The organism is Micromonospora sp. CA-248089, assembly GCF_050948515.1.
Taxonomy (GTDB): domain Bacteria; phylum Actinomycetota; class Actinomycetes; order Mycobacteriales; family Micromonosporaceae; genus Micromonospora.
In genome coordinates, this window is sequence record NZ_CP192016.1 from 4818355 (window position 1) to 4839669 (window position 21315).

The 21315-nt window shown below is 72.7% G+C and carries 23 protein-coding genes and 1 other RNA gene; 7 read left to right on the forward strand and 17 right to left on the reverse strand.

Annotated features, from left to right (window positions below):
• Nucleotides 1-49 precede the first annotated feature (49 nt).
• The 6 genes from ACQP26_RS22470 to glnA form a co-directional block, all read right to left on the reverse strand.
• The gene (locus ACQP26_RS22470; protein ID WP_433493914.1) at nt 50-349 is read right to left on the reverse strand and encodes a hypothetical protein; all 300 of its coding nucleotides are present in this window, start codon (nt 347-349) and stop codon (nt 50-52) included.
• A 308-nt stretch (nt 350-657) separates the two neighbouring features.
• A complete protein-coding gene (locus ACQP26_RS22475; RefSeq protein WP_433493915.1) occupies nt 658-1023 on the reverse strand; it encodes a VOC family protein in 366 nt (121 codons plus the stop codon).
• A 39-nt stretch (nt 1024-1062) separates the two neighbouring features.
• Nucleotides 1063-4404 (reverse strand): NACHT domain-containing protein, encoded by a 3342-nt coding sequence (locus ACQP26_RS22480; protein WP_433493916.1) that lies wholly within the window; start codon nt 4402-4404, stop codon nt 1063-1065.
• A gap of 69 nt (nt 4405-4473) precedes the next feature.
• Nucleotides 4474-5166: a helix-turn-helix transcriptional regulator gene (locus ACQP26_RS22485; RefSeq protein WP_433493917.1), complete on the reverse strand. Its 693-nt coding sequence runs from the start codon at nt 5164-5166 to the stop codon at nt 4474-4476.
• Nucleotides 5167-5198: 32 nt separating this feature from the next.
• The gene (locus ACQP26_RS22490; RefSeq protein WP_269704773.1) at nt 5199-5624 is read right to left on the reverse strand and encodes a DUF350 domain-containing protein; all 426 of its coding nucleotides are present in this window, start codon (nt 5622-5624) and stop codon (nt 5199-5201) included.
• Nucleotides 5625-5703: 79 nt separating this feature from the next.
• Nucleotides 5704-7053 (reverse strand): type I glutamate--ammonia ligase, encoded by a 1350-nt coding sequence (gene glnA, locus ACQP26_RS22495; protein ID WP_120568707.1) that lies wholly within the window; start codon nt 7051-7053, stop codon nt 5704-5706.
• 205 nt (nt 7054-7258) lie between these two features.
• Between glnA and ACQP26_RS22500 the strand changes: the two genes are divergently transcribed.
• Nucleotides 7259-9016 (forward strand): NAD+ synthase, encoded by a 1758-nt coding sequence (locus ACQP26_RS22500; RefSeq protein WP_281577119.1) that lies wholly within the window; start codon nt 7259-7261, stop codon nt 9014-9016.
• A 119-nt stretch (nt 9017-9135) separates the two neighbouring features.
• Complete coding sequence (gene panB, locus ACQP26_RS22505; protein ID WP_433493918.1) at nt 9136-9981, forward strand: 3-methyl-2-oxobutanoate hydroxymethyltransferase; 846 nt, start codon at nt 9136-9138, stop codon at nt 9979-9981.
• Nucleotides 9982-10080: 99 nt separating this feature from the next.
• Here the strand turns inward: panB and npdG are convergent, their stop codons facing one another.
• The 6 genes from npdG to ACQP26_RS22535 all read right to left on the reverse strand — a co-directional run bounded on the left by npdG (nt 10081) and on the right by ACQP26_RS22535 (nt 14779).
• Nucleotides 10081-10779, reverse strand: a complete 699-nt coding sequence (npdG, locus tag ACQP26_RS22510; RefSeq protein ID WP_269704770.1) for an NADPH-dependent F420 reductase — start codon at nt 10777-10779, stop codon at nt 10081-10083.
• 66 nt (nt 10780-10845) lie between these two features.
• Entirely contained in the window at nt 10846-12282 is a 1437-nt protein-coding gene (locus tag ACQP26_RS22515; RefSeq protein WP_433493919.1) for an RNB domain-containing ribonuclease, read from the reverse strand.
• A 62-nt stretch (nt 12283-12344) separates the two neighbouring features.
• Complete coding sequence (locus ACQP26_RS22520) at nt 12345-13088, reverse strand: histone (protein ID WP_433493920.1); 744 nt, start codon at nt 13086-13088, stop codon at nt 12345-12347.
• Nucleotides 13089-13165: 77 nt separating this feature from the next.
• Entirely contained in the window at nt 13166-13369 is a 204-nt protein-coding gene (locus tag ACQP26_RS22525; protein WP_018787041.1) for a hypothetical protein, read from the reverse strand.
• Nucleotides 13370-13493: 124 nt separating this feature from the next.
• Complete coding sequence (locus tag ACQP26_RS22530) at nt 13494-14459, reverse strand: hypothetical protein (protein ID WP_433493921.1); 966 nt, start codon at nt 14457-14459, stop codon at nt 13494-13496.
• Entirely contained in the window at nt 14453-14779 is a 327-nt protein-coding gene (locus tag ACQP26_RS22535; protein ID WP_281577114.1) for a PadR family transcriptional regulator, read from the reverse strand. Before ACQP26_RS22535 ends, ACQP26_RS22530 begins: the two co-directional genes overlap by 7 nt.
• Nucleotides 14780-15014: 235 nt before the next feature.
• Between ACQP26_RS22535 and ACQP26_RS22540 the strand changes: the two genes are divergently transcribed.
• Together ACQP26_RS22540 and ACQP26_RS22545 are read left to right on the forward strand one after the other, a co-directional pair.
• On the forward strand, nt 15015-15386 hold the full coding sequence (locus ACQP26_RS22540; RefSeq protein ID WP_269704765.1) for a hypothetical protein: 372 nt from the start codon (nt 15015-15017) through the stop codon (nt 15384-15386).
• Nucleotides 15383-15868 carry a roadblock/LC7 domain-containing protein gene (locus tag ACQP26_RS22545; RefSeq protein WP_269704764.1) on the forward strand — a complete coding sequence of 162 codons (486 nt, stop codon included), beginning with the start codon at nt 15383-15385 and terminating at the stop codon, nt 15866-15868. Before ACQP26_RS22540 ends, ACQP26_RS22545 begins: the two co-directional genes overlap by 4 nt.
• Nucleotides 15869-15957: 89 nt before the next feature.
• On the opposite strand, the gene ACQP26_RS22550 is transcribed toward ACQP26_RS22545, so the two are convergent.
• The gene (locus ACQP26_RS22550; RefSeq protein WP_433493922.1) at nt 15958-16914 is read right to left on the reverse strand and encodes a threonine/serine dehydratase; all 957 of its coding nucleotides are present in this window, start codon (nt 16912-16914) and stop codon (nt 15958-15960) included.
• Nucleotides 16915-17091: 177 nt separating this feature from the next.
• Nucleotides 17092-17487, reverse strand: a complete 396-nt coding sequence (locus tag ACQP26_RS22555; RefSeq protein ID WP_433493923.1) for a VOC family protein — start codon at nt 17485-17487, stop codon at nt 17092-17094.
• A gap of 64 nt (nt 17488-17551) precedes the next feature.
• Here ACQP26_RS22555 and ACQP26_RS22560 point away from each other — a divergent pair, with 64 nt between their 5' ends.
• Entirely contained in the window at nt 17552-17890 is a 339-nt protein-coding gene (locus tag ACQP26_RS22560; protein ID WP_433493924.1) for a zinc finger domain-containing protein, read from the forward strand.
• Here the strand turns inward: ACQP26_RS22560 and ACQP26_RS22565 are convergent.
• Nucleotides 17876-18205 carry a DUF6331 family protein gene (locus ACQP26_RS22565; protein WP_433493925.1) on the reverse strand — a complete coding sequence of 110 codons (330 nt, stop codon included), beginning with the start codon at nt 18203-18205 and terminating at the stop codon, nt 17876-17878. The two genes, ACQP26_RS22560 and ACQP26_RS22565, sit on opposite strands and share 15 nt — an antisense overlap.
• A 165-nt stretch (nt 18206-18370) precedes the next feature.
• Between ACQP26_RS22565 and ACQP26_RS22570 the strand changes: the two genes are divergently transcribed.
• Nucleotides 18371-18709 carry a hypothetical protein gene (locus ACQP26_RS22570; protein WP_433496183.1) on the forward strand — a complete coding sequence of 113 codons (339 nt, stop codon included), beginning with the start codon at nt 18371-18373 and terminating at the stop codon, nt 18707-18709.
• 27 nt (nt 18710-18736) lie between these two features.
• Here ACQP26_RS22570 and rnpB read toward each other — a convergent pair.
• Nucleotides 18737-19145, reverse strand: an RNA gene (gene rnpB / locus ACQP26_RS22575) — RNase P RNA component class A.
• 111 nt (nt 19146-19256) lie between these two features.
• On the opposite strand from rnpB, the gene ACQP26_RS22580 reads away from it, so the two are divergent.
• The gene (locus ACQP26_RS22580) at nt 19257-20018 is read left to right on the forward strand and encodes a sulfite exporter TauE/SafE family protein (protein ID WP_433493926.1); all 762 of its coding nucleotides are present in this window, start codon (nt 19257-19259) and stop codon (nt 20016-20018) included.
• Between the two features lie 45 nt (nt 20019-20063).
• Here the strand turns inward: ACQP26_RS22580 and ACQP26_RS22585 are convergent, their stop codons facing one another.
• Nucleotides 20064-21287, reverse strand: coding sequence for an MFS transporter (locus tag ACQP26_RS22585; RefSeq protein ID WP_433493927.1), 1224 nt, complete (start codon nt 21285-21287; stop codon nt 20064-20066).
• Nucleotides 21288-21315 lie beyond the last annotated feature (28 nt).

Here is a 21315-nt window from a genome sequence, read left to right on the forward strand (position 1 = left end):
ACGGCTCCAGCCTTACCTGGTAGCCGAGGCGGTCGAGCTGCTTGGCGATTTAGTCGGCGGCACGCCGCTCCGAGGCGGTCCCGCCGATACGCGGCCCGATCTCCTCGCTGAGGACGCGCAGATGCGCCAGCGCCCGCTCGGCCGAGACCTGAGCGATGATCTTGCGATCGTCCGACGTGAGCGCCGGCGCCCGACGGGAGCCCGGCCGACTGTCGTCGGCCGCCCAGGCCGGCGCGGGCAGGGCCACGGTGGCGGCGCCACCGAGGGCGATGGTCAGCATGCGGCGTCGGTTCACAGTGGATCCGGTGATGTCCATGGCGGGGGAAGAGGGGTGGCCGTCGTTGGTCATACGCTTCTCCTGACTGTGCGAGCCGGCCGGTCGTTGGCCGTCCAACTCGGAGGATCTTGAACATAACCCGAGGTCGCGGGCGCATCCAAGATCCTCTCGGGTGATCGTCCGACCGACCGGCGCAGCCCGCTACCGCCCTGACCGGTCCGGACATCGACCGTTCTCTTGCCCGCCGCTGCCTGATGCCGGCCGGCACCATGGACGGTCAGGACGGCCGCCGCCGCGGCCGCCTGACCGGCGTGGCCCCGCCCCACCGGCGCCGTCGCGTGCGGACGGCCCGCCACGGTCACCGGCCGGCCCGGACGCGCTCAGCCCTCGGACGGCGGGGTGAAGACGCCGAGCAGATTGCCCGACGGGTCGCGCAGCAGGGCCCGTACCAGGCCGGCGGGCGTGGTCACCGGCGCCGTCACCACGACACCGCCGGTCGCCTCGGCCCGGCGGCAGGTCTCCGCGACGTCCGCCACCTCGGCGTAGAAGATCGCGTAGTTGCCGGTGTCGGTGCCCCGGATCCCGCCGCCGATCCCCCGCTCACCGCCGGCCGCCGTCTGCCGGTACGACCCGGCCGGGCCGCCCTGCTCCTCGAAACTCCAGCCGAACAGGTCGGCGTAGAACCGCTGCGCCTCGTCCGGCCGGTCGGAGCCGATCTCGAACCAGGTCACGGGCGTGCTGGACATGCTGCCTCCTGAGGTTCGCGCCGGCGATCGCCGGCGTCGTCAGGAATCAGCTTCGGCGTTGTCCCCGACAACGTGCTGTCGGAGTTTCGGCGTCAGATTCGGCGGATCCTCCACCAGCGGAACCAGTCGGCGCACCAGGTCGGGACGCCGCTCGCCATATCGCTGGTTGACGTCGTTGAGCAGCGCCGCCCCGATCGGAATGGTCTCCACGCCGGCCTCGTGCAGCCGAACGGCTATCTCCGCGGCCACCTCATCCAGCGGAGACTCGTGCGGCGGCAGGGGAATCCTCGCCGCCGCCTCAACGACCGCGACGAGCCGCCGGTCGACCCGCCGGTCCAGGCCAAGCACTCGGTGCACGCAGGACAGCAACACGGCCGAGATGTCGGTGAAGGGCAGCAGGTCCAGCCGGCAGACGGCCTCCAACACGTCGGCCACCACCTCGGCGGACGCCTCGCGGTCGCCGGCCACCCGGTCGAGCAGCAGGCGGAGGAAGGCGCCGCGGTCCCAGTCGGGGACCACGCCCGCGCCGTGCTCGGCCAGGAACACACACCGCAGATACACCCGCCGCCGCTCTTGGTCCGACGCCGCGCGCAACGGCAGCAGCCACGCCTCGAGCAACGTGTGCGCGGCGGACGACACGCCGTCCGAGTCCGACCCGACGACCAGTGCCAGCGCCGTGGCGAGCTTGTCGAACACCGGCTCCAGGGCACCGACCAGCACCGCCCCGTCGACGTCACAGGCGAGGTGGGCGGCGCGGCGAGCCCGGGTCAACAGCTCGGCCGGTAGGCCAGCATGCGCCCCCTGCGGCACACCGAGCAACCACAGCGGGTCCGCGTTCGGCGGCACCGCGAGACGGTCACCCAGCCGAAGCCGGACGTCCCGGTCCGGCCCCGCGCCGAGCCGGTCCAGGGCCAGCACGTCGCTGAGGCTCTGCCACTCCTCGGGTGAGAGCTGGGAGCGCCACAACCCCACCTGGGCTCGCCACTCGGCCACCGGATCCTCCAGGAACAGCGTCCGTCCGACGGTCTCCACCTCCGCCACCAGGATCAGCAGCAACAGGTTGGCGGTGTAGGCGGCGCAGCGGGCGGACTCCCGCAGGCGACGAGGGCGGTACTCGTCGTAGCGGCGGCTGCCGGTCGCGTAAGGCGCGGCCCGGAACAACCGCACCAGCAGGTCGGCCCAGGCGGCCCGGTCCGGGTCGTCGCGCAGCTTCTCCTCGACGAAGCCGAGCACGGTGACCCGGCTGCTGAACACCGCGTACGAGAGCAGCGCGTGCAACAGGTCGTCCTCGACCGGTTCGGCGGCCAGCGTCAGGCTGGCCGCCCTACGCCGCTTGACCAGGTCGTCGACCACCCGCGTGGTGAGCCGGGCCACCAGGAATTCGCCGAACGTGGCGTGCAGGAACTCGTACGTCTCGCGGCGTCGCGCCTCGTCACCGACCCGGGCACGGTGGATGAAGAAGAACCGGCCCAGCACCACCTCGGCAGCCGCCAGAGGGGCCCGCAGTTCGTCGCGCCGACCGGACGCCGAGCCACCGAAGGGCAGCGCGGCCAGGTCGGCATCCAGATCGGCGACGCTCACCCATTGCACGCCCCGGTTGAACATCGCGAAGGCCACCACGGCCAGCCGCGACAGTTCCTCCTCGACCGCCCGGTCCAGCTCCGGCTCGGGCAGGCCCGAGCGTTGCTTGACCACCTCCCACCGGGCGAAGCGGCGCAGCAGCCGCTCGTACAGCTCGCCGCGACGCAGATCACCGGCCTGGCGCAGGTCGTGCCCCTCGGCATCGTAGAGGGCCAGCATCAGCAGCAGCAGCGGTTGCCCGGCGAGGTCCCGGTGCGACAACACCGTGGCCGGGTCGAGCGGCCGGGCTCCCGGCGCCCGGAGCGACGCGGCGTTGACCCGGTTCCAGGTCCGCACCCACGCGTCGACGCGGCTCTCGTCGAACGGTTCCAGCCGCACCGCCACGGTGCCGGGCGGCGGCTGGGCACGGTCGGCCACGCTGGTCCGGCTGGTCACCAGAACCGCCACCGGCCGCCCCTGGTCGGCCTCCCGTCGTTGGAACTCGGCCACCCGCCGCAGATAGTCAGTCTGGTTGACGCCGGTGGCCTGCAACAGCTCGTCGAAGCCGTCGAGCAGCACCACCGGCAGCGCGTCGCCGGCCGAGCGGGCCAGCGCGGGCCACTCGACGCGTTCGCCGGTGTCCTGACGGACCGCCTGTTCGATCTGTTCCTGAATGTCGCCGGCTGCGTACACGTCGCGGAGCACCACCCGGACTACCAGGAAGTCGGCGGCGGGCAGCCGGGCGGCGATGATCCGAGTGAGCACCGACTTGCCCGAGCCGGGTTGCCCGAGCACCAGCAACGGGGCCCGGACGGCCCCGGGCGAGGTGAAGTGAACGACCAGCGCCTGCCAGAGGTCGTCACGGTCCGGCCGGTCGTCCCACCAGTTCTCGTCGCTGGGCCGCGCGGCCCGGTCGAGGTCGGCGATCCGGCACAGCGGCGGCACGTACGCCTCGCCCAGCGTCGGCACGGTCAGCCCGGCCGGCACGTCGCCGGAGCTGATGATCGGCCGGACCAGCTCGGCGGAGTACGCGGCGGCGAGGCCGGCCCGCCGCCCGTCCGGAGCCGAACCGGTGGACAGCTCGGCCAAGGCCCGGTGCAGGTCGGCCAGGCCCAGCGACAACCGGCGGACCTCGACCCGGGTGGCCTCGTGCTCGTGCAGGTCGATCCAGAAGGACACCTCGGGGAAGTCCACGGCGAGCCGGTGCAGCATGGCGACGTATTTGTCGACGGCGACGGCGGGGAGATCGGCGAGAGCTCGCTCCGTGATGCGCCAGCTCGCATCGGGGAGCGTGTCGCCGACTGCCAGCCCACCGAGGAAGCTGAGGAACCCGTGGGCCTTCTGCGCATACCAGGCGACGAGCGCCGACCGCAGCACCGGCTGGGGCAGGTGCGGGCCGGGCACCGGGGCAGCAGTCCGGAAAAGCGCACCGGTGAGGTCCTCGACGGCGTGTCGGGCGCCGGCCAGATGTAGTTGGTCGGACCGGTCGATCGCCAGCTCCCCGAGGTCGAACGGCAGGTCCAAGCCGTCGAGCGCCTCGAAGAACGCGGTCACCACGATGACCGCGTGCGCCGCCTCCAGCCGCTGGGAGCGCCCAAAGCGGGACAATCCGGACCGCTTTTCCGCGACGTTACGCATCAACTCGTGACCGAGGCGGACGAACTCCGCCTTAGCGTCGAAGATACCCAAAGCGTCCTTCACGCCAACGACCGAGGCCCCCAGCAGGGACCAGCCGACCAGCTTGTCGAACCAGTCGACGACCTTGCTCTTCTCGCCACCGAGCAGGCGTACTGCGTCGGCGTAACTGAGCGTGTCGGGCACCGGCGTTTCCTCCCCAGGGACGGCAGACCGACCAGGATCGCCGACTCGAGCGGCCCGCGCTGTCGGGTTTCAGACCAGGGTGAGCGGGCGCACCCGGTCGACCGGCACGTCGAGGTCGTCCGGACGCCACTCCCGGGTCACCGGCTCGGCCAGCGGGTGCACCGAGCGGATCCGGTCGGTGCGGAAGCAACGCACACCGTCGCGCAGCCGGCACCAGGCGACCAGGTACCAGTGCACCGAGTTGCCCAGATAGGCGAGCGGCTCCACGTCGCGTACCGAATCGGCGCCGCCGCGGTCGGCGTACCGCAGGCGCAGCACCCGCCCGGCGGCGACCGCGTCGGCGACGGCGGCCGGGACGGGCGTGCCCGGTCCGTCGCCGACCAGGTGCACCCGGCCGGCGAGCCGGTGCGCCTCGGCCACATCGGCCGGCGGCATCACCGCGACCAGCTTGCGCAGCGCGGCGCCCGCCGCCGGGGCGAACGGGGAACCGCCGAGCCGGTGCAGCGCGACGGCCATCGCCACCGCCTCGGCCGGTGTCAGGTTGACCGGCGGCAACGTGCGGGCCCGGTCGACCGCGTAGCCGCCGGTGCGGCCCGGCTCGGCCCAGATCGGCACCCCGGCGCCCTGCAACGCGGAGATGTCGCGCTCGACGGTGCGGGTGCTCACCTCGAAGCGGCGGGCCAGCCAGGTCGCGCTGCGCGGGCGCGGCGACACCGCCCGCAGCTCCTCGACCAGGGCGTAGAGGCGATCGGTGCGGTTCACCCCCGGACGCTAACCCGGGGGTACGACACCCCTCAGGCGATGCAGGCGCAGACGATCAGCGCGGCGCCGAAGTGGGTGGCGGCGCTGACCCTGGCGGCCGGGTGCGGCTCGTCGGCGGCGATGACGTCGCCCAGCTTGCCCGGGGTGAGCAGGTCCAGCACCAGGAAGGCCACCGCCATCACCAGCAGGCCGACCAGCCCGAACACCACTGTGGACGCCAGGCCCTTGGTGAACGAGCTGTAGCTGGTCAGCACGGCGGTGAAGACGATGCCGGCGATGCCGAGCTGGTTGGCGGCGAGCAGCAGCGCGGCGTTGCCGTTGCGGCGCACCCAGATCAGCTCCCGCAGCTTGCCCGGGGTGAGCAGGTCGACGAGCAGGAAGCCGGCGGCCATCAGCGCCACCCCGACCAGCCCGAACACGATGCTCTGCCACGCCCCGTCGAGCAGATCTCCCAGCACCAACGCCTCCCCGGCTCACGCCGCCCGGCGGAGGTGCCGGGCGGTGCCGCAGACGATAGCGGCACCGCGCCACAACGATCTAGAGCGAGAGGTAGCGCTGCCGCTCGTACGGGGTGACCTCGCGGCGGTACTGCTCCCACTCGGAGCGCTTGTTGCGCAGGAAGAAGTCGAAGACGTGCTCGCCGAGCACCTCGGCCACCAGCTCCGAGCCGGCCATCACGTCGATCGCCTCGGCCAGGTTCTCCGGCAGCGCCTCGTAGCCCATGGCGCGGCGCTCGGCGCTGCTCAACGACCAGACGTCGTCCTCGGCGCCCGGCGGCAGCTCGTAGCCCTCCTCGATGCCCTTGAGGCCGGCGCCGAGCATCACCGCGAACGCCAGGTAGGGGTTGGTCGCGGAGTCCAGCGAACGCACCTCGACCCGGGCCGAGTTCGGCTTGCCGTACGCGGGCACCCGCACCAGCGCGGACCGGTTCAGGTGACCCCAGCAGACGTACGCGGGGCTCTCGGTGATCCGGTCCGGCAGCGCCTGCGGGAACAGCCGCTTGTACGAGTTCACCCACTGGTTCGTGACCGCGGTGTACTCCCGGGCGTGGGTGAGCAGACCGGCGATGAACGACTTGGCGACCTTCGACAGCTTCATCGGGTCACCGGCGTCGTGGAACGCGTTGCGCTCCCCCTCGAACAGCGACAGGTGCGTGTGCATGCCGCTGCCCGGCTGGTCGGTGAACGGCTTCGGCATGAAGCTGGCCTGCACACCGGTGGAGAGCGCCACCTCCTTCACCACGTGCCGGAACGTCATGATGTTGTCGGCGGTGGTGAGCGCGTCGGCGTAGCGCAGGTCGATCTCCTGCTGGCCGGGGGCGACCTCGTGGTGGCTGTACTCCACCGAGATGCCGATCCGCTCCAGCGCCAGCACGGCCTGGCGGCGGAAGTCCCGCGCGACGGCGTGCGTGGTGTGCTCGAAGTAGCCGCCGGTGTCCACCGGGATCGGCACCGAGCCGTCCTGCGGACCGTTCTCCAGCAGGAAGAACTCGATCTCCGGGTGGGTGTAGAAGGTGAAGCCCTTGTCGGCGGCCCGGGAGAGCATCCGGCGCAGCACGTGCCGCGGGTCGGCCCACGACGGGCTGCCGTCGGGCAGCGAGATGTCGCAGAACATCCGGGCGCTCTCGCCGCTCACCCCGCCCTCGAACGGGAAGACCTGGAACGTGGTCGGGTCCGGCATGGCCACCATGTCCGACTCGAAGACCCGGGCGAAGCCCTCGATCGCGGAGCCGTCGAACCCGATTCCCTCGTCGAAGGCCGCCTCCAGCTCCGCCGGGGCCACCGAGACGCTCTTGAGCGTGCCGAGCACATCGGTGAACCACAGCCGGACGAAACGGATGTCCCGCTCTTCCAGCGTGCGGAGGACGAACTCCTGCTGACGGTCCACTTCCACCCCTCGTGACACGTACGTCCGCACCGGTCGGGCCGGCCCGGCCTGACCGCCCAGTCTCCACCGGGCTCGTTACGCCGACGTTACGCCTACCCCCGGCCGGCCGTCCCGCCGTGTCCGGCCCGCCGGGACGCGCGGCCGGCCGCCCCGGTATCCCGCGACCTGTCGGATTCGGCCCGGACGGCTGGGGGAAGATGGAGGCATGCCCACCCTGCGTCTCGCCCTGTGCCAGGTCAACCCGACGGTAGGCGACCTCGCCGGCAACGCCGGCCTGGTCCGCTCGTGGAGTCGTCAGGCCGCCGACGCCGGCGCCCAGCTCGTCCTGTTCCCCGAGCTGATGCTCACCGGTTACCCGGTCGAGGACCTGGTGTTCCGCCGCTCGTTCGTGGCCGCGTCCCGTGCCGCGCTGCACCGGCTCGCCGCCGACCTGGCCGCCGACGGCCTCGGTGACCTGCCGGTGATGGTCGGCTACCTGGACGCGGACGGCCCTCCGCAGGTCAGCGCCGACGCCCAGCCGGGCCGGGGCGCCCGCAACGCGGCGGCGGTGCTGCACCGGGGCGAGGTGGTGGCCACCTACTTCAAGCATCACCTGCCCAACTACGGCGTCTTCGACGAGGACCGCTACTTCGTCCCCGGCGACACACTCACCGTGGTGCGCGTCGGCGGGGTCGACGTGGCGCTGACCATCTGCGAGGACCTGTGGCAGGCCGGCGGCCCGTTCGCGGTGGCCCGGGAGGCCGGCGTCGGGCTGGTGCTGAGCATCAACGCCTCGCCGTACGAGCTGAACAAGGACGACGTGCGGCTGCCGCTGGTGCGTCGGCGCGCTGCCGAGGCCGGCGCCCCCATCGCGTACGTGAACATGGTCGGCGGCCAGGACGAACTCGTCTACGACGGCGACTCGATGATCGTCACCGCGGACGGCACGCTGCTGACCCGGGCACCGCAGTTCGTCGAGCACCTGGTGGTGCACGACCTGGAGCTGCCGGCGGCCGGTACGCCCGGCGGGACCGGCGCGCTGACCGACGGGATGCGCGTGGTCCGCCACGAGATCCCGGCGATCCCGGCCGCGCCGACCGGACCGGCGGCGGACGGCGGCATCATCGAACCGGTCGCCGACGAGGCCGAGGTGTGGCACGCGCTGGTGCTGGGCCTGCGTGACTACGTCGACAAGAACCGCTTCCCGTCGGTGGTGCTCGGCCTGTCCGGCGGCATCGACTCGGCGGTGGCCGCGGCCATCGCGGTGGACGCGGTCGGCCCGGACCGGGTCGTCGGCGTCTCGATGCCCAGCCAGCACTCCTCCGAGCACTCCCGCACCGACGCCGAGGACCTGGCGAAGCGCACCGGCCTGGACTACCGGGTCGAGCCGATCCAGCCGATGGTGGACTCGTTCCTGGCGAACATGTCGCTGTCCGGGGTGGCGGTGGAGAACCTCCAGGCCCGGGTCCGCGGCGTGATCCTGATGGCGCTGTCGAACCAGGAGGGCCACCTGGTGCTCACCACCGGCAACAAGAGCGAGCTGGCGGTGGGCTACTCGACGCTCTACGGCGACTCGGTGGGCGGCTACAACCCGGTCAAGGACGTCTGGAAGACGCTGGTGTGGCGGCTGGCGAAGTGGCGCAACGCGGACGCGGCACGGCGCGGGCAGACGCCACCGATCCCGGAGAACTCGATCGGCAAGCCGCCGTCGGCCGAGCTGAGCCCCGGCCAGCTCGACAGCGACACGCTGCCCGACTACGACGTGCTCGACCCGATCCTGATCGGCTACGTCGACGGCGACCTGGGCCGCGACGGCCTGGTCGAGTCCGGCCACGACCCGGCCGTGGTGGACAAGGTGCTGCGGATGGTGGATACCGCCGAGTACAAGCGACGGCAGTCGGCGCCCGGCACCAAGATCTCCATGAAGGCGTTCGGGCGGGACCGGCGGCTGCCGATCACCAACCGCTGGCGCGAGGACGGCTGACCGTTCCCCCGGCCGGGGAGTGACATCCTCCACTGCGACCTGCCCGCGGCCCGCCGCCCGGTGCGACGATCGTGGGGAACCCGGGGACCGCGTGCGCGGCCTCGAGGAAGGAGATTGTCATGGTGGAGTCCACCCCGGCCGAGGTGACCGCGCTCTACGGCGGGCCGGCGACCCGGCGGGTACGCACCCGAGACCTGATCGCCGCCAAGGAACGCGGCGAGCGGTGGGCGATGCTCACCTCGTACGACCAGTACACGGCCTCGATCTTCGACCAGGCGGGGATCCCGGTGCTGCTGGTCGGCGACTCCGCGGCGAACAACGTCTTCGGCTACGAGACCACGCTGCCGGTGACCGCCGAGGAGCTGCTGCCGCTGGTACGTGCCGTGGTGCGGGCCACGAAGCACTCGCTGATCGTCGGCGACCTGCCGTTCGGCTCGTACGAGGAAGGCCCGGCGCAGGCGCTGCGCACCGCGGTGCGGTTCATGAAGGAGGGCGGCTGCCACGCGGTGAAGCTGGAGGGCGGGCGGCGCTGCGCCGCCCAGATCGAGGCGATCACCGGCGCCGGCATCCCGGTGATGGCACACATCGGTTTCACCCCGCAGAGCGAGCACACGCTCGGCGGCTACCGGGTGCAGGGCCGGGGCGAGGCCGCCGAGGAGGTGCTCGCCGACGCGCGGGCGGTGGCCGAGGCGGGCGCGTTCGCCGTGGTGCTGGAGATGGTGCCGGGCGAGGTGGCCAAGCGGGTCACCGCCGAGCTGTCCATCCCCACCGTCGGGATCGGGGCCGGCCCGGACACCGACGGGCAGGTGCTGGTCTGGCAGGACATGGCCGGGCTGCGTACCGGGCGGGCGCCTCGCTTCGTCAAGCGCTACGCCGAACTGGCGGGCGCGCTGACGGACGCGACCCGCCGGTTCGCCGACGAGGTACGCGGCGGCGAGTTCCCCGCCCCCGAGCACACCTTCTGAGGGATGTAAGGAAGGGCCCCTTCTTAACGCCTGGCGTAGAGGAGGGGCCCCTTCTTAACAGACGCCGCCGCGGCGCACGCGGCGACGGCGGCGCGCACGTCAGACGTCGGTGACGCGGATGCCGGCGTGCGCCTTGTAACGCTTGTTGATCGCGATCAGGTTCGCGGTGAACGCCTCGATCTGGTGGGCGTTGCGCAGCCGCCCGGCGTAGATGCCCCGCATGCCGGGGATCCGCGCGGCCAGCGCGCCGACCACACCCACGAGTTCCCGCTCCTCGGTGCAGATCAGCACGTCCAGCTCGATCCGGTCGATCTCCGGGTCGGCCAGCAGCGGCGCGCTGACGTGGTTGAACGCGGCGCACACCCGGGACTCGGGCAGCAGCGCGGCGGCCTGTTGCACGGCGCTGCCCTCGTCGACGGTGAGCGCGTACGGGCCCTGCTTGTCGAAGCCGAGCGGGTTGACGCAGTCCACCACGATCTTGCCGGCCAGCGGTTCGGCGAGCGCGGCGACGGTGGCCGCGTGCCCGTCCCACGGCACCGCCACGATCACCACGTCGCTGCGCCGCGCGACGTCCTCGTTGTCGCCGCCGGAGACCAGAGCGCCGTCGGCAACCCCGGGCAGGGCGGCGATCTCGGCGGCGGCCTGGTTGGCCCGTTCCGCCGTGCGGGAGCCGATCAGCACGGTCTGCCCGGCCCGGGCGAACCGGTAGGCGAGACCCCGTCCCTGGTCGCCGGTGCCACCGATGATGCCGACGGTCAGCCCGGAGACGTCGGGCAGCGTGGTCGCGTCATAAGCCATGGGCACATCCTCGCAAAGCACGGCGGCGTGCGGTGCATCCCGATGCTGTGACAATGGCCGCGCTGGTCAGGCCCGTTCGAAGGCGACCCGGCGCTGGGTCGGGTCGGCGACGGTGAGCCGTACCCGGACGCGTTCGCCCAGCGGCAGCTCGCCGGTGCAGCGGGCCCGTACCGGCGGCTCGTCGAGCGCGATCGTGCCGCCGGGCGGGCGGCCCGGGCGGCCGTTGCCCGCCGGGCGCGGTTCGTCCACGTCGAGCACGGCCGCCTCGAACGTCTCCCCCACCCGGTGCGCGAGCAGTACCGCCTCGGCCAGTTCCACGGCGCCCCGGGTGGCCGCACCGGCGGTCCGGTCGGTCGCGGCCATCACCTCGGGCAGCTTCGGCAGCGCGGCCCGGACCTGTTCGGGCACCACCCGGCCCTCGTGCAGGGCCAGGCAGACCTCGGTGGCGTAGCGGTCGGCCAGGCGGCGCAGCGGCGCCGTGACATGCGCGTACGCGGCGGCCACGCCGCCGTGCTCGGGCTGCTCGGGCACCTCGCCGTCGAAGGCGGTGTACGCCGCGCCGCGCATCAGCTCGGCGGCCTGGTCGACGAAGGCGGCCACCCGGGGCCGGGAGGTGTCCAGCCCGTCGAGCACCTGACCCACGGGTGTGCCGTCCGGCCAGGGCACGCCGAGCGGGCCGGCGGCGAGGCGCAGCCGCTCGACCGCCTCCGCGCGGGGACGGGGCATGGTGCGCAGCAGCCCGATCCGGCCGGCCAGCATGATGTCGGCGGCGGCCATGCCGGTCAGCAGCGAGATCTGCGCGTTGTGCTCCTCCATCGGGCCGGGGCCGCGCAGCACCAGCCGCCACCCGTCCCCGTCGGGCTCGACGTCCTGCTCCGGCAGCGGCAGGTTGATCGCGCCCCGGGTCAGGCCCCGGGCGGTGAGCAGCGCCCCGATCTCGGGCAGCAGGGCGATCGGCTCGGGCAGCCGCCCGGCGTCGGCGTCGCGCTGCACGCCGCCGTAGTCGAGCTTGGCCCGGCTGCGCACCAGCGCCCGCTCCAGCGTGACCGCCACCGTGCCGCCGTCGGCGTCCAGGTCGACGGTCCAGAGCACGGCGGCCCGGTCGGCGTCGGGCAGCAGGCTGGCCGCCCCCTCGCTGAGCGTGTGCGGGTGCAACGGCACGTTGCCGTCGGGCAGGTAGACCGTCTGTCCCCGGCGCCACGTCTCGGCCTCCAGGTCACCACCGAGGCGTACGTGGGTCAGGACGTCAGCGATCGCGTACCGGACGCGGTAGCCGCCGCCGGGACGGCGGGTGAGGTGCATGGCCTGGTCGAGGTCGCGCGAGGTCGCCGGGTCGACGGTGACGAACGGGATGTCGGTCCGGTCGGCGACGGCCGGCGGCGGCGCGGCGGCGGCCAGGTCGGCTTCGCGCTGCGCCGCGGCCGGGAAGCCCTCGGGCAGTCCCAGCTCGCGGCGCAGCGCGCCGAAGTCGATACGGGGCGCCAGTACGCGTCGGATCACCACGCGCTCAATCCTGACAGCGACCCGCACGTTCCGCTCCCCGGGAGGGAGCGGTGTCCACGGCGTCAGGCGCGGCGGGCCGGCGCCTTGCGTGCGGTGGTGCTCTTGGCGGCGGTGCTCTTACGGGCGGGCGCCTTCTTCGCGGCGGTGGTCTTCTTCGCCGTGGTGGTGGTCTTGCGCGCGGTGGTGGTCTTGCGCGCGGGCGCCTTCTTCGCCGCCGTCTTGCGCGCCGTGGGACGCGTCGAGGCGGTGGTCTTCTTCGCGGGCGCCTTCTTCGCCGCGGCGGTGGTCTTCTTCGCCGCCGCGGTGACCTTGCGCGCGCCGGTGGTCTTCTTGGCCGCCGTCGTCTTCTTCGCGGTGGTCGTCTTGCGGGCCGGCGCCTTCTTCGCGGTGGCGGTGGTCCGGGCCGTTGTGGTCTTGCGGGCCGCCGTGGTCTTCGTCGCCGCCGCTGTCTTCTTCGCCGCTGTGGTCTTCGTTGCCGCCGTCTTCTTCGCGGTGGTCTTCTTCGCGGTGGTCTTCTTGGCCGGCGCGCTCTTGGCGGTGGCCCGGCCGGCCGGTGCCGTACGAGCCGCTGTCTTCTTCGCGGTCGTCCTGGTGGTGGTGGCCTTGGCCGGCGCCTTGCGCGCCGCCGACACGACCTTTCTGGCGGCTGCCTTCTTGGCCGCCGCCTTCTTCGCCGGTGCCCGTCCGGCGCCGGCGCCCGAGGCGTTCGGCGACGCCTTGGTGACCGTCGTCGTCCTGCCCGCGGCGGTCCTCTTCGCGGTCGTCCGTTTCGCGGCCGGGCGGGTGGCCTGCTGTGCTTCGGCCATCTCGGTTCCCTTTCCTGGGGACGTGCTCTCGCCCTCGCGGAGCACGGATCACCTCGACGCGGGCCCTCCCGCGCCGTCTAGCGGCCCTCCCCGGCCCAACGGGCGTCCTCGGCGTCCCACGCGTCGTTCCGCTCCCGCACGGTCTGCAGGGCGTTGTCCGCGTCGGCGGCTGAGGCGTACGGTCCGAGAACGTGCCGCGCGGGACACACGTCGGCATCGGTCTCGACCCGGTGGTGTCGCGTGCACCAGTAGTAGTGCCCACCACTTCCGTCGTCGCTCATGCGATCACTGTGCACCCGGAACCGCCCGGCCGCCACCGGAACGGCACAAATAGTCACGGCCTTCTCCACATTAGACCTGGTCACGGCGGTTGCGGCGGGGAACGGCGGAACCCCCGCGGCCCGGCTAGGCGGGCGCCGGGACGGGCTCCGGACCGGGCGCGGCGGCGGGCGCCGGGCGGGCCGCCCCGATCGCGTACGCCAGGGCGTAGGGCGTGCAGGCCAGGTGGAACATCGGCTCGACGAGCACCCGGTCGGTGATGAGGAACCGTTCCCACTCGGTCGGCCGGGGCAGCCCGAACGACGAGTCGGTCCAGCAGGTGAACAGCCAGAGCGGCGCGGAGATCCGGTCCACCGCGTCCGGCGGCAGGTCGTCCGCCACCGGCGCGGCGGCCGGGATCGAGGTGACCACCGCGAGCACCACCGCCGCGTCGGCCGCCACCAGCGCGCCGAGCAGCCCCGCCAGCCACGCGGCCCGGACCCGGCCCCGGCGCGCCAGCACCCCGGCAGTCCAGAGCGCCGCCGTCAGCAGCGCCAGCCAGAGCAGCAGCCCGGGCACGCTCTCCCAGACGCGGCTCTCGCCCCGGGCGGCGAACAGCGCGAGCGTCGCGGTCACCGTCGCGGCGATCGGCAGCACCACGCCGAGCGCGGTGGGCAGCGCCCCCACGCGTACGGTCCGGCGCGCGGCCCGGGCGACGACGAGCGCGAGCGCGACGCCGAGCAGCGCGGTGAGCGCCGACCAGGCCGGCAGCTGCGCGGCGACGGCCCACGGCACGCGCATCTCCAGCCACCCGCGGGCCAGGCCCATCACCACTGCCGCCACCACGAGGACCGCGACGCAGGCCGGCGGCGCGAGCAGCAACACCCCTGCGGTACGCCCCAGCCGCCGCGCCCCGGCCCGCCCGGTCAGTGGCGTGGCCGCCCGGCGCGCCGCCAGGCTCGCGGCGAACCGGACCATCCCCCACCGCTGCCCGGTGCGGGCCAGCTCGTGCAGCTCGGCGGCCCACTCGCGGGCCAGGTCGGCGCGCAGCTCCGCCGGCCACCGGCGCACCGCGACCCGCAGCAGCAGCGCCGTCACCCGCCGGATCACCACGCCGGCACCCCGGCCGGGTCCGCGCCGCCGGCCCGTTCGGAGGGTACGAGGGCACGCAGCTCGGCCAGCGCCAGCCGGGCCGACCGGGTGCCCTCGCCGGTGAGGCGGTAGTAGCGGCGGGCCGGGCGGCCGGCGGTGACCGGGTCGACGTCCTCCCAGTCGGCGGCGAGCCAGCCGGCATCCTGGAGGCGGTGCAGCACCGGGTAGAGCGTCCCGCTGGGCAGGCCGGTGAGCCGCATCAGGTCGAGGCCGTAGCGCGGCGCCCCGGGCTCGGCGAGCAGCGCCGAGAGCACCTTCGCCACCGGAATGGTCAGTCGCACTGGCTCACTCTACCGGATCTCTACATAGCATGGATGCACCGTCTTTCCGGGACGGACGGCGATCGGCGATGGACGGCGTGGTCCCTCCCGCGGGACCGGTGGCCCGTCCGGAGGGCCCGCTCAGGTGGATCACCGGCGGTCCGTGTGCACCTCACGCCTCCATATGCGAGCCTCGACGGACGAATCCGCTGTCGCGCTTTCAGCAGACAGCGGCCCGAGCTGGGGAGAGAAAATCGTGGGCAACCTTGACATCGCGCTGAAGAACGCGATGGACATCGACGGTGCGATCGGAGCCGCGCTCGTCGACTACACAAGTGGCATGACACTCGGCGTCGCCGGGGGCACCGGCGAGATCGACCTGACGGTCGCCGCCGCCGGCAACACCGATGTCGTACGCGCCAAGCTGCGCACCATCGAGATGCTCAAGCTCGACGACGAGATCGAGGACATCCTGATCACGCTCGGCAGCCAGTACCACCTGATCCGCCCGCTGAGCAACCGCACCGGCAAGGGCCTGTTCCTCTACCTGATGGTGAGCAAGAGCCGGGCCAACCTCGCGATGGCGCGGCACCAACTGCGCATGATCGAGGAGAGCCTGGAACTGTGAGCCGGGTGGACGACCTCCCCCGCCGTGCGCGCGCCCAGACCGGCACCCTGCCGCCACCACGCGCGCTTCCCCCCTCACTCGCCGGCAACCCGGCGCTGCCGTACCCGGCCATCGCACAGGAACTGTCCGCGCTGCGGCTGCAGATCCCCGGCGTGCACGGCTGCGTCCTCGGCGGTGTCGACGGCCTGCTCGTCACGCACAACCTGCAGAACGGCGCCGACCCGGACGACCTGGCCGCGCTCGCCGCCACCACGTACGGGCTCGGCCGTCAGGTCGGGATCCGGCTCGGACAGGGCGACTTCCAGCAGTCCACGGTGCGCAACGCGGGCGGCTACCTCAGCGTGTACGCGATCAACGGGCAGGCGCTGCTCGCAGTGATCGGCACGGACAGCATCAACGTGGCGCGGCTGCACCTGCACGCCCCGGCCACCGCGGCCAAGCTCGCCGAACTGCTCGACGGCGTCAGCCCGGCCACGTCCTGACGTACGCCGGTCGTCCACCCGGTCCCACCCGTCCGGACCGGAGGCGGCCGGCGTACCCCGGGGTTGTCCGGCTCGTGCGGCGCGGCGCGTCAGATGCCGAAGCGGCCGGCCCACGCGGTCACGTCGGCCACGGTGGCGTTGCCGCCGCAGACCACCAGGCCGATCCGGGCGTCGCCGCCCACCCGCTCGATGACCCGGCGGGCGGCGGGCAGCAGGCACCCGGCGGCCGGCTCGGCCCACACCTTGGCGTGCTCGGCCAACTCGAGCGTGCCCCGCACCGCCTCGGCGTCGGAGACCACGAGGACATCACTGACCAGCGCGGTCACATGGTCGTAAGTGAGCTGCGAGACGGTCGGCGCGCTGAGCGTGGTGACGATCGACGACAACGGCACCTCGACCGGCCCGCCCTTCGCGATCGCCTGCGACATCGCCTGCGCGCCCTCGGTCTCCACGCCCCAGACGCGTACCCCCGGCCGGCGCGCCCGCAGCGCCACCGCCACACCCGAGATCAGCGCGCCCCCGCCGATGCTGACAAGCACGTCGGTCAGCTCACCGGCGTCGTCGGCCAGTTCCAGCCCGACGGTGCCCTGCCCGGCGAGCACGATCGGGTCGTCGAACGGGTGCAGCAGCGTCACGCCCTCGTCCCGCAGCCGGTTCATCAGCGCGAACGCGCCCGCCATGTCCTCGGTCAGCCGCACTTCGGCCCCGGCCGCACGGGCCACCTCGACCGCGCGGGCGGGCGCGGTGCGCGGCATCACCACAGTCGCCGCCACCCCGAGCGCGCCGGCCATCACCGCGACCGCGATGCCGTGGTTGCCGCCGCTGACCGCGACGACCCCGGCCGCCCGCTCCGCGTCGTCGAGCGCGAGCAGCTTCGCCGCCGCGCCCCGGGCCTTGAAGGATCCGGTACGTTGCAGCAGTTCCAGCTTGGCGGTGACCGGTACGCCGAGCAGCTCGGTCAGTCCCGGGCTGGGCAGGGTCGGGGTGTGCACCACGACGTCGGCGATCCGGTCGGCGGCCGCCTCGATGTCCGCAAGCTCGATCACCACCGCAGCGTCCCACACCCACCCCTCGCGCCCACGCTCGTCCCCGCCGCCCGCGCTCGTCGCCCTGCTGGTCGATCTTGGAGTTGTGGCGCCCAGAACACCCCTGTTCGCGAAGTTCGGGAGGTGCCACAACTGCAAGATCGGTGGCTGGAGCCGGCGGGCGGCGCTCGATCGCGGTCACGCTCGGGTGGCGGCCACCTCGGCGTCGCTGCGGAGGATGCAGAACTCGTTGCCCTCCGGATCGGCGAGCACCACCCAGCCGGTGCCGTCGGAGTTGCGCCGGTCGGCCACCACTGCCGCGCCCAGCCCGGTCAGCCGGGCCAGCTCCTCGTCGCGCGTCCCCTCGACGGGGCGCAGGTCGAGATGGATACGGTTCTTGACCTGCTTCGCGTCCGGCACCTCGATGAACAGCAGCCGATGCCGCCCGTCCCGCGAGGAGATCATGCACTCCTCGTGGCCCGGCTCGTTCGGGTCGTCGGGATCCTCGCGGTAGTCGAGAACGCCTGCCCACCAGCGGGACAGGGCATAGGCGTCGGCACAGTCCACGGTGGTGTGGGACACGTAGGAGGTCACCACCTGATCATCGCAAGGTCTGGCGGGCGATGTTCCACCGCGCCGAGGGCGGGTACTCCCGACCGTGCGCATCAACATCGACATCGACGAACCGAGGGCCGCGGAACTCTTCTGGGAGGGCATGCGGGAGGTGGCAGCCGCCGCCGCCCGGCATCAGGACGACGACCTCTACCGGGCGATCGTCAAGATCGGCCGGGGTGCGCTGGCCCAGGGCAGCGAGTTGGTGCCGCAGTGCGGGCTGTTCCTCCAGTGCCCGGTCTGCGAGGCGGTGGCGGGTCAGCGGTGCATCAACGTGCCGAGCCACCCGCTTCGCGACGCCGTCCTCCATCCGGAACGCATCGAGCTGGCCGAGATGGCCCTGAAGGGAGAGGCGCCGCTTCCCCCGCCGCTACGGGACGAGTGAGCCGGCCGCCAGTCCGGCATCGAGCGCGGTCAGGAAGTCCAGCAACTCACGCCGTGCGGCCTCGTCATGTGTGCGGTGGTTCAGGAAGTCCGACGTGACGCAACGGGAGCGGTCCTCGACCACCTCGATCAACTTCATGAGTTGAAGCCGAGCCTCTACCACCTTGGCCGGACCCACCCGGCGGCACCACTTTTCGATGAGTGCGGGGTCGGTGGACACGGCGTCGATCCCGCAGCACCCGCGAACGCAGTGGACCTCGCAATAGTCGATGCACTCGCGCAGGGGGCACGGCACTTCGACCGACACGTCCGCCATCGCGGTTCCCTTCCCGGAGCCCGCCGCACACGGTTGACGGGCAGCCGATCCTAGCGCCGCCACGGGACCACGCTCCTGCGAGTTTCGGCCGCACCGAATCCCTAGTGTTGCCGGGTGACCATTGCGTGGAGCGCTACGTCTCCCTCGTCGGGGAGGTTCGTGCCGATGGAGCGGTCGGGCGTCGCCGGTCTGGTCGAGCGGTTCGAGGAACTGCGCGCCCAGGGGCGCGGCTACCTCGAGGTGCGGGGCGACGCCGCATTCCCGGTGCTGACGCTCGGGTTCACGGGGTCGGCGGCGGTCGTCCACCTGATGGCGGACGAGGATGCCGTTTTCCTGCTGGCCGCCGATGAGCCTGCGTGCACGCATACCGAGGTACTGGTGCTGGACGACCTGGTGGAGTTCACCGCGGACGTCGTTCTCGACCTCGAACGCGCCTGGCAGGTCATCGAGGAGTTCGTTCGCACAGGTGATACCGGCCGGGCAGGAGAGTGGCGCGAGTTGTAGCGCCGGCGGCTCTGAGCTGGTGGGCGACGGACGAGTCGACCTGTACGCCGGATTCTGTGACCGGCACGCCCGCAGGCGCACCGGCGGCGGCCATCCATCTCGGCCTGCCGTTGCCGGCAGGCTCCAGCGGCCTACCCGCAGACATCGGGCGGGCAGCCCTCAAGCGTCTGCGCGGGTCGTCATCTTGCGGTGACGGCCCTTTCTTGGCCTTGCTCCGGGTGGGGTTTACCGAGCCACCCCGGTCACCCGGGGTGCTGGTGGGCTCTTACCCCACCGTTTCACCCTTACCGTCCCGTTACGGGCCGGCGGTCTGTTTTCTGTGGCACTGTCCCGCGGGTCACCCCGGGTTGCCGTTAGCAACCACCCTGCCCTGTGGAGTCCGGACGTTCCTCGGCGACGGGCCGGGGCCCGTCGACGCGACCGCCCGGTCGACTCGTCCGTCGCGCCCTCATCCTAACGACGCATCCGCCGCGCCCATTTCCGCCCCGGCGGGCCCAGCACGGGTCGACGCCGTGACACAACGAGGGCGTACTAGCCTCGGGGGACCATGGATCTCTCCGACGCCGCGCTCCTGATCGCCGCCGGTCTCGCCGCGGGCACTGTGAACGCGGTGGCCGGTGGTGGCTCGCTGATCACGTTCCCGGCGATGATCGCCACTGGCCTGCCGCCGGTGGCGGCGAACGTCTCCAACTCCGTGTCGGTCTTTCCGGGGTACGTGGCGAGCGTGGCGGGCAGCCGGGTTGACCTGCCGCGCGGGCGGGAGTTGTGGTCGCTGCTGCCCACCGCCGTCCTCGGCACGATCGCCGGGTGCGCGCTGCTGCTGGCGACTCCGGCGCGCGCGTTCGAGCTGGTGGTGCCGTTCCTCGTGCTGGGCGCGACCGCCGTACTCGCGTTCCAGGGTCCGCTGCGCCGGCTGGTCGGCCATCCGGAACGGCTGGGCGCGCGCCGCCGTACCGTCACGGTTCAGACCATGGTCGCGCTCGGCACGGTGTACGGAGGCTACTTCGGCGCGGCCCTCGGGGTGATGCTGGTGGCCGGGTTGGCGCTGGTGCTCGACGCGACGCTGGCCCGGGTGTCGGCGGTGAAGAACCTGCTCTCGGCCGTGGTGGGGCTGACCACGCTCGTGGTGTTCGCCCTGTTCGGCCCGTTGAACTGGGCGGCCGTCGCGGTGGTCGCGCCGGCCACCCTGTTCGGCGGGTACGCGGGCGCGCGGCTGGCCCGCCGGCTTCCGCAGGTGGTGCTGAAGACGGTGATCGTGGTGTTCGGCACGGCCATCGGGTTCTACCTGCTGTGGCGGGCGCTGACCTGACGCCACCGGGGCGGGCCGGACCAGGCCCGGCTGGACCGGGACCGGTCAGTAGGCCTCCCCCACCGGCTCCTCCGGTGCGTGTTCGGCGCGGCGGGCGGCCCGGTTCCAGATGACGCGTTCGCCGTAGCCGGCCGCCATCAGGTGGCCGAACGCGAGGTACGCGAGCAGGCCCGCGGCGAGCACCCCGAAGCCGACCCAGAACGGCAGCGCCAGGCTGTGCTCGGCCAGCTTGCCGGAGATGATCGGCGCGGGCGCGGCGGCGCCCCAGCGGACCAGGTTGAACGCGCCGGTGGCGACGCGCCGGTCGGCGGAGCCGAGCCCGAGCGCCAGGTCGGTCAGGTTGGCGTTGGCGAGGCCCATGAACAGGCCGGCCACGACCAGCACGACGAGCGAGACGGCGGTGCCGGTGGAGGTGGCGAACGCGACCATGCAGGCCAGCAGGCCGAGCAGGGCGACGCCGACGGTCTGCACGGCGCCGATGCGGTGGGCGAGCCGGTGCCCGAGCACCAGAATGCCGGCGGCCAGGCCGAGGCCCCAGCCGGTGAACGCCAGGCCCAGCGGGATGACGTCGAGGCGCAGGAACAGCGGCGTGTAGCCGAGGACGACGAAGAAGACGAAGTTGTACGCGGCGGTGACCACGCACAGCGTCACGAACGCGGGCTTGCGGTACGTGGCGAAGATCTGGCCGAGGCGTACCGGCTGTTGCTTGTTCGCAGGTTCGCGCAGCTTGCGGGCGGCGACGCCGAGCGCCAGCACCATGAACATGCCGCAGACGAAGAACGGCAGCCGCCAGCTCACCTCGCCGAGCAGGCCGCCGATCAGCGGGCCGACGGCGAAGCCGAGCCCGAGGGCGGTCTCGAACAGGCCGACCACCCATTCCCTGTCGTTCGCCAGGTTGACCAGCACCACCATGGCGGTGGCGAAGAACATCGCGTTGCCCAGACCCCAGACGCCGCGCAGCACGGACAGCTGCACGATGTCGTTGCTGAACGAGGCTCCGATCGCGGCGAGGCCGACGACGGAGACGCCGGTGACGAGCACCGGCTTGAAACCGAACCGTCCGCTGGCGAGCGTCGCCGGGATCATGCCGACGGCCATGACCGCGATGTACGCGGTGAAGAGCAGCTCGACCTGCCAGGCGGTGACGCCGATCGCCTCGCCGATGGCGGGCAGGATCGGGTCGACCACGGCGATGCCGGCGATGGCGAGGAACGCCACGAGCGTGGTGGCGTAGACGGCACTGCGGTTGGGCTCGGATCGGCGATCCACTCCGCAACCTCCCAGATAGCTGTATCGT